The sequence below is a fragment of the Pseudomonas sp. IPO3749 genome, assembly GCF_013386605.1.
GTDB classification, from domain to species: Bacteria; Pseudomonadota; Gammaproteobacteria; order Pseudomonadales; family Pseudomonadaceae; genus Aquipseudomonas; species Aquipseudomonas azotoformans_A.
Window position 1 is genome coordinate 23,540 of the sequence record NZ_JACARN010000079.1, and the last position, 8,010, is coordinate 31,549.

Annotated in this window: 5 protein-coding genes; 4 read left to right on the forward strand and 1 reads right to left on the reverse strand. The window is 56.0% G+C overall.

Features of this window, described 5'->3' with window-relative positions; all coding sequences use genetic code 11:
- Positions 1-51 precede the first annotated feature (51 nt).
- Positions 52-1,011: a hypothetical protein gene (locus HX812_RS26965; protein WP_038848098.1), complete on the forward strand. Its 960-nt coding sequence runs from the start codon at positions 52-54 to the stop codon at positions 1,009-1,011.
- A gap of 544 nt (positions 1,012-1,555) precedes the next feature.
- Positions 1,556-1,921: a hypothetical protein gene (locus HX812_RS26970; protein WP_038848096.1), complete on the forward strand. Its 366-nt coding sequence runs from the start codon at positions 1,556-1,558 to the stop codon at positions 1,919-1,921.
- A 382-nt stretch (positions 1,922-2,303) separates the two neighbouring features.
- Here HX812_RS26970 and mobI read toward each other — a convergent pair whose 3' ends face one another.
- Positions 2,304-2,762, reverse strand: a complete 459-nt coding sequence (gene mobI, locus HX812_RS26975) for a conjugative transfer protein MobI(A/C) (RefSeq protein ID WP_038848094.1) — start codon at positions 2,760-2,762, stop codon at positions 2,304-2,306.
- Between the two features lie 330 nt (positions 2,763-3,092).
- Between mobI and HX812_RS26980 the strand changes: the two genes are divergently transcribed.
- On the forward strand, positions 3,093-4,898 hold the full coding sequence (locus HX812_RS26980) for a DEAD/DEAH box helicase (protein ID WP_038848091.1): 1,806 nt from the start codon (positions 3,093-3,095) through the stop codon (positions 4,896-4,898).
- A gap of 605 nt (positions 4,899-5,503) precedes the next feature.
- Complete coding sequence (locus HX812_RS26985; protein ID WP_038848086.1) at positions 5,504-7,882, forward strand: SIR2 family protein; 2,379 nt, start codon at positions 5,504-5,506, stop codon at positions 7,880-7,882.
- The last annotated feature ends 128 nt before the right edge of the window (positions 7,883-8,010 follow it).

Here is an 8,010-nt window from a genome sequence, read left to right on the forward strand (position 1 = left end):
CTCAACATTTCCTTTAGCAGCTCAGCACCTGAGCTGAATGGAGGAATGACCATGAAGCAGAGTTTTCACTTGCATTTTGATCGGGACTTGACCAGGGCCGGTTCAGCGATTCTCAGGGAGGCAGTCCGACGCGGGCTCCTCAGTCAACACGAGGCAATGATCCACGAGCAGCAGTGGACCCAGTTCAGTATTTACGCCAAGGAATCTCATGACGTGGATATCCTGGAGCTCGTCAATAAAAAACTGGGGCGGCAATACGGCGAAGAACTCTGCATTCAGGCGTACCACGGCAATCTCTCGCGGCAAGGCGCCGTGAGCCTTCTTGAGACCGTGAGCTCGGTGATGGCCCTTGCAACCAATGGTGATTGGAAAGTCGTGATGTCTGATATTGGCTTTCCAGGTCATGCACGGGTCACGGCTCCATACAGCCTTGATCAAGCGAAGTTCGAAGCCGCAGTGGAAGACGTTCAGGCCCGCCTATCAGAGCATCTCGCGGTGGTGTTGATGTTAGTGCGGCACCTCGGCTTCTCATTGCGCGAAGCTGTTTTCTTTGACGCCCAAGCGGCTCTAGATACAGCCAAGGGGGACGGATGTATTTCCCTGGAAAGCGGCAAAGAAGGGCTATATACGCCCAGGACAATTAACATCTCGATGTCCAAGCACATCGCTATTTTGGAGACCGCATCCGCCGTCCAAGATGTTCATCGCTATCCACAATCAAAGCAAACATGGCGGCTCTGGAAGCAGAACAGCTTACCTGCCGCCAAGGAGATTTTACTTGCTCATGGGCTGAGCTTCCGAGATTGCCGAGCAGCCTTTGCATGCGAGCTTTACAAGCAGTGGTCCGGTCATGAAGCCCCGATTCTTGGAGGCAGCGCTCCCAATGTCGAGGATCTAGAGGCGCGGGAGCACGTCGCCTACGAGCTCGGGAATTTGCGTATCTGGGAAACTGATGCGTACGTCGGTGCCCGAGCCAACCTGAGGATGGAAGCTTCCGGTATTAGTCGCTAAGCCATCACACAGCAGATTTGGGATTACATCAGACCCCCTTAACCTTGGCAGACCTCGAATCACCGGAGTCAGAGATGGATCGTTTGGAGTTGCTTGTATATGCCGTGCTTGCCGTCATCAGTGCGCTGACTATTGCAGGTGTAATTGGCTATATGGTCGCAGCGTATCTGGACAAGAAGCACGGCGACGATTGAGCCTTCAGCGGAGCGACCAGATACCTGAACAAACTGCTCGCTGCCCCTTGGCAGCGGGCGCTTACCCAAATCCATCGGCAAGGCACCCTACCGCTGCGATACGCAGTAATTTTATTCCAAGCCTATGGAGTCATGGGATGACTTCGGAAGGGCTTTCAATTTCCGGACCTAGCGAAACCCACCGGAGCGCCGAAGCTTTTAGATCAGCAACATGCACGCCCTCCATGTGGAGAGCTAGCTTGCCCAGTACGCTAAAACCCGTGCAGCCGACTCGCAGGCAAAATCTGATCTTGGGTTTTCCGAAAGCTACCGGAGAGTGTCTAGCGACCTCATCTACCCGGAGCACCACCATGGAATTTCGTCACCTCGGTAACGGGCAGTACTTCCCACCCATTGCACCAAACGGTCGGGTTTACGCTGTACCTCTTGGGCAGGAAACCCAGGTAGAAATTTTCTGCCTGAGCCCTGTAGGTATCATGGGCGCGGGCATCCAATTGCACTGGTCAGAAATCGTTGGTTGTTACTACGACGACGAATCCTGGGAGATCATTCTGCGCAACTATTCGGGACGAGGAATGCGCTTCCGCAGAGGCCTATCCTGCATCATGGTGATCGCAGGCAACGAAGCCCTCACGACACACATCCAGGGCTACCCCATTCCCATTTGCGTAATGAACCGCATTGCATTCGAACAGCAGCGAGGCAGTGAGGGGTAGCGCGTTACCGTCACCACCCGCTACGCGACACAGGTACCAGCTAGGTCGACACCTACCAAAGATTATTTTATGAAAGTGAAGCCCTTCACTACTAATACACATCACAGTTCGCCGGCTGACTTGTTCGTAGGCGTCACTGCTAATAGCAACTATGACCTCCGCTCGCCCGCCTGCAGGGGCCTGCTGGCTGACGGCGCGTAGATTTGGCGCCCTACACTGCTTATAGCACGTACCCGTCGCCTTCCCTGACGAAGCGCAGCAGCATGCCTCGCCGGAGTTCACTGCTGATACGAGAAAGCCCCGCCAGACCATGCTGCACGGGGCTTTCGGGCATTGAAATCGGTTCAGATCCGTTCGGCACTGCTTATAGTGCACTCAGCCCCTACTCCTCCGAGCAGAGATCGCCATGATCGAGCGTCTGATATCGAGATAGCTTTTTCTCATAGGCTACCAACGTCCGACGCAGCTGACGATTCTCACTGGCGATGCTGCGAATCTCAGCAAGACGCTCCTCGACCTGTAAAACGAGGCGACGGTAAGGGAATTTAACAAACTCAAACGAGGAAGCCGGGTATTTGTGCTTGCCGTTGCCTTTAGGAATAGTCAGGGGCGCGAAATTGTTTTTTTGCCCTTGCAATGGCACCAGTCTGCACCAGTAGATCGAGTACGCGTTCGGGCTCGTTTGCTTGATTGACACAGCAGCCACGACAGTTTTGACCCCGGTCTTTTTGAATATCTTCATGGACGCATCCATATAGCTTGCGGCCAGGCATCTCGCGTCCGCAAGCAACTGCTCGTACTGCTGATCCAGCAGGGTAACTATCGTCTGTGCTTTACTCATGGCCAAGGCTCTATTCTCTGTAAGAGCCAAAATGATGACCGTTCGGTGAGTTCCCGGAATTCGATTTCAGACCGTTCTACCGTCGGAAATAGACTGCCATGGTCAGCGTATTGCGCGCGTCTCGGCGTTATTCAGGCCGGAATGTACGCGTCGATGTTCAAAGCTCTGCGACCAGGCCAGAACGAACAGGCTGTCACGCTCTGCATCGGGCAACATTGAGCGACGGGGTCTGTGGCTTCCGGGTTCTGGAAAACGCCATTTGGGGCGTATCTTGTATGATCAGCTCGGCCGTTGTGACACAGCCCTCTCAACCCTAACGGAAGGACCCTTATGACAAACCCATTCCAGGACCGCGAGCCACACATCGAGAACAACGAACGTATCCGCACCCCCCAGAAGGGTGTTTTCCTCGCCCTGAACGAGGTTTTCGGGGCGGGTGGCGAAGAGCGTGAGTTCGCGGTCATACTGCCGGTCGGATGTGGTAAGTCCGGGAGCATCACGATATCGCCTTTTGCCTTCCGCTCGCGGCGGACGCTGGTGGTCGCGCCAGGCGTGGCCATCGCTCAGCAGTTGGCCAGTGATTTCGACCCGTCCAATCCCAATATGTTCTACCAGAAGTGCGCGGTGCTCGTCGGCGCGCCCTATCCTGAACCTGTCGAAATCCGAGGAATGACGACCAACCGGGCAGACTTGGACGAGGCGCACGTCGTCATTACAAATATTCAGCAGCTCCAGGGCGGCGACTCAAACCGCTGGCTGCGTCAACTGCCGGCCGACTACTTCGACCTGATTCTGGTCGACGAGGGTCACCACGGCGTAGCCGAGAGCTGGCAGGCCCTCAAGGCTCAGTTTCCCGAAGCGCAGATCGTCAACTTCAGCGCGACGCCGATGCGCGCCGATGGCCAGCTCATGGAGGGGCGCGTCATCTACACGTACCCTATCTTCGAAGCGATCCGCGAAGGCTACGTCAAACGCCTTAAGGCCGTGCAACTGAACCCGCGCACGCTCCGTTACGTGCGCCGCGAAGACGGTCAGGAGATCGAGGTAGGGCTTGCCGAGGTACGCAGGCTGGGCGAGGAAGACGCCGATTTCCGGCGCAGCATCGTAACTTCTACCGAAACGCTGAACACCATCGTGGATGCGTCTATTCGTGAGCTACGCCGGCTGCGCGAGGAAACTGGCGAAGTCCGACTGAAGATTATCGCCTCGGCTCTCAATTACGAGCACTGCCGGCAAGTCGTCGAAGCCTACGTCGCACGGGGCCTGCGCGCCAGCTACGTGCATTCGCGAGAGAATGCGCCGGCGAACCAGAGAGTGATGCAGCGGCTGGAAAGCCACGAGCTCGATGTGATAGTCCAGGTGCGCAAGCTCGGCGAAGGGTTCGACCATCCGTACCTGTCCGTGGCCGCCGTGTTCAGCATCTTTAGCAACCTGTCCCCGTTCGTTCAGTTCGTCGGCCGCATCATGCGCGTCATACGGCAGAACGCTCCCGGCGACGTCCTGAACCAGGGCGTCGTCGTATTCCATGCTGGCGCGAACATCGCCAGACGCTGGGCTGACTTCCAGGAGTTCAGCGAAGCCGACCGCGACTATTTCGACCAGTTGCTGCCGGTGGAGGAAGTCGATCCAGATCATGCCCCCGCCGAGCGACAGGTGGAGCCGATTCCCCATGATTTGGACGGCGTGGAGGTGCGCAGCCAGTCCGATGTGCACGTCGAGGAAATTCCACTTCTGCTGGACGATGAGGCTCTGGCGGCCCTTCGCGTGCTGCAGGAGCGCGGATATACAGCGAACGACGTTGCGGCTGCTTACCAGACCCTGCAGCCACTGCCGACAACTCGTGTACGCGAGCGGCAGGCGATGCGTGACGGGCTTCCGATTCGAGTTCGAACGGCAGCTGGACGGATTCTCGGTGAGCGGGACATCAACCCGAATGGTCGCGAGCTCGATATGCGACGTCTCGGTAGGACGAACTTGATCGTTATGATTGCTGCCATCAACAGTCAGGTAAATACCTTTGTCGGTATGGGAACGGGTCAACGGCACGAGTTCTCGCGCGAGATGCACGAGCGGATTGACCAAGGATTTGACGACATCCTCGCGGCAGCCGTAAGGGAGGTGTTCGGTGGCAATTAAGTCGCTCGTTACCCATGTCGAAATAGATACCGCTGGCAAGGCCCATAACTGTCAAGCGAGTGCCAAGCACCGTATCGAGAAGGGCGATGTGCGCCTGAAGGTCAGAAACGGCCGGAGTTGGGATCACTACTGCCTGGACTGTGCGAAGAAAATAATTGGACGGGACATAGAGAAGCTTCAGGCGATCCAAGACATGCGGCCTCCTACCTAGCTGTTATCGAAAGGGGCCGGTTGGAATCGGGGCAACGCATATGGCCTATGACGGCAACGAGAACGGGCGCTATCGGTATCGAGTTGGTCCGGCCGGGGACAGGCTGATCCGAAGCGCCATGAGTAGGTTGTCGCACAGCCCAAGTCTGCAGCCCCATCCGCCTACGCGACAAACAGGGGCGCATGACCGATATCCAACTAGCATTGCAGCCGGGCGATATCGCTAACCAAAAGCGATATCGCCAAGGGCCCAAGTCGTGTTCAATCTCATAATCTGGTCATGGCAAGGTTAGCTTGGTTTCGACTGGCAGCCACAGAATTTAGGATGACTGAATCCGTTCTTGACGGCTTCAGTTGCCCGCTACTTGGCAAACTGTCTCGTGAATGGAGGAATGATGACGCATGATATTGACGTAATTGGAGAGTTCGATCCCGAGTCCTCTATTCTCTTCTTAGGCTCTGGGTTCAGTCTCGGCGCGAGCAACATCGCGAATGGTACCCCGCCCAACGGCAGGGGGTTGCGGCGCCACTTTATTGAACAACTCAACCTTCCAGCGGATACCGACTACGATCTACAAGTCCTGAGCGAGGAATTTGCCGAGCATGACTCTGAGAAGCTTCGTGAAGAGCTCTATAGGATTTTTCGGCTGACCGAGCTAACTGCTGGACAAACGGCTGTTTTGAATGAGCCTTGGCGACGCATCTACTCGACCAACTTTGATGACGCGGTCGAGTTGCATCGGTTAAAAAAGAAAGTGACGCCGAATGCCTACGATGTCTCGGAGCCAGTTCCGAACAAGCTTCCTCACGGCGCAGTAGTGCACCTCCACGGCAGCATCCGACTGATCACGCCTGATAATGTGATGAAAAGCCTGGTTCTCGGCGAAGGGTCTTACGTGAACCAGTATGTCGTGCGATCACGCTGGTACGACCAATTTCAGCGCGATCTGGCTTTCGCAAGCACCCTGTATATCGTTGGATACAGTCTCGCCGATTATCATATTGCAGGCCTACTGATGGCCAACCCTAAGCTTGCCGAGCGAACTATCTTCATACAAGGGCCCACCGTCGACGAAACGTTCCTGCGACGCACTGCACAGTACGGGCGCACTATGTTTATAGGCACCGACGGCTTCGCCGAGATTCTAGCGCGCGCTCCACGCTCAGTTGCTCCTTCACTGGATAACCTGCGCTCTTTCCGCTCGCTGTCACCCGTACGAGATAAGAAGGCAGTCGCTCGTCCGACCGCTACCGAGGTCTTTGATCTTCTAGTCTATGGCGATTTCGATCCTGGTCGCCTTGCTCGCTCGCAACCCAGTGAGGAGTACGCGATTGCTCGGGCGGATTCAGTGCGCGCGGCGGCGGATACTGTTGAGAGTAAGGCATCGCTCGTTGTAGATGGTCGTCTTGGTAACGGCAAATCGATTTTTCTTCATCTGCTTGCGTTCGAGCTTTCGTCGAGAGGATGGACCTGTCTACAGCTCCAACTCGGCCACCCAGACCTTCAGCGTGAGGTTGCGGCGCTGGCCGGGGTCGAACGATTGGTCGTGTTTGTCGACCAATATTCGGCCGCACAGGACAGTTTGCGCGGCCTTCGCGATGCTCTTCCACAGGCTAAGCTCGTGGTGGAAGTGCGGACGGGGACGTTCGAGGTCCGCTTTCACGAATTCGTAAAGCTTCTGCCCCAACCGTTTGACCGGGTGAGCCTTAACGCTCTCACACGATCCGAAATAGCCTCGTTTGGCCGGTTGTGCGAGAGTGCGGGGCTTCGTGCACCTGATCTCGATCACCGTGGCGATCTACGCGACCTTTTGCTCGATCTTTTCGAAAACGCCGCAGTCCGCGACCGAGTGAAAGAGGCTCTAGCCCCCCTGTTTGAAAATAGGGCTACTCGGCGAATTTTGACTATGACTATGTTGATCGCCACTCATCAAGGCTCCGTCGGTGCCTCATTCGTGAGAAGCGTAGTCGGCGAGGATCCCTTTATGGTGCTCAAACCGCTGGAGGATCTATCGCATGAAATTTTCGAGACGTCAGCTGATGGTTTCAGGGCTCGATCGTCTATCTTCTCCTCGTTTGTGATCGCAGCGTTCATCGGGCCAGAGGAGATCGCTGACGCTGTTGTCGAGGTGACGCTGGCCGCTGCCCAGCGGCGAAGCGAGCGATCGTATCGAATTCTCATGTCGAGCATGATTGCGTATTCGAGCTTGCGGAGAACCCTGCGCGGCAAGGGAGATCCGGACACCGTCATTGCCAGCATCTATGAACGTCTGCGATACGACGAGCGGGTGAATGGTGAGCCGCTCTTTTGGCTTCAGTATGCGATCGCGATGGCGGAAAAAACTCGGCTCGATGCAGCCGACGAATTCATCGCCACGGCCTACAGAAAGGCCGAAGAGCTTCCCGGCTTCCAAACCTACCAGATTGATACCCAAGCTTTCCGCATCGCTCTGATGCGCGCGATAGAGGAGAGCTCGGGTCAGGCTATTTTCAACATTGATGCGGTTCTTCTTGGGATTGAGCGGATTGATGCCATGCTCGGCGACGGGAGCCACCGATTCTACGCTGTGAAAGTGCTTGAATACGTTCAGCCGTTTGTGACGGCACGGCTTGGAGATTTGGTGAATGGCGAGCGGACCGCTTTGCAGTTCTGGCTTCTAAAGGTGGAAAAGTCGCTCTCTTTGCTGCCAGATGACTTCAAGACAGCAGCTGGTTCTGAGGTAGTCCGCAAGAGCGTCGAGGCGGCTGCCAAGATGTTTATCGACCAACGTTAATCTTATGTGTGTCCGGCAAACCTCGAGTTTTTCTACCACCTTGCGCCGGACGCTCTTTATCGCACCGCCCCGAAAAGGGGACAGATTTTTAAAGGGGTCACAGTCTGCTTTTGGCCCAGAGTGGGTAA

Coding starts and splice junctions, on each gene's coding strand:
- mobI (WP_038848094.1), bottom strand. CDS start 2,762: ATGAGTAAAGCACAGACGATAGTTACCCTGCTGGATCAGCAGTACGAG.
- HX812_RS26985 (WP_038848086.1), top strand. CDS start 5,504: ATGACGCATGATATTGACGTAATTGGAGAGTTCGATCCCGAGTCCTCT.
- HX812_RS26970 (WP_038848096.1), top strand. CDS start 1,556: ATGGAATTTCGTCACCTCGGTAACGGGCAGTACTTCCCACCCATTGCA.
- HX812_RS26980 (WP_038848091.1), top strand. CDS start 3,093: ATGACAAACCCATTCCAGGACCGCGAGCCACACATCGAGAACAACGAA.
- HX812_RS26965 (WP_038848098.1), top strand. CDS start 52: ATGAAGCAGAGTTTTCACTTGCATTTTGATCGGGACTTGACCAGGGCC.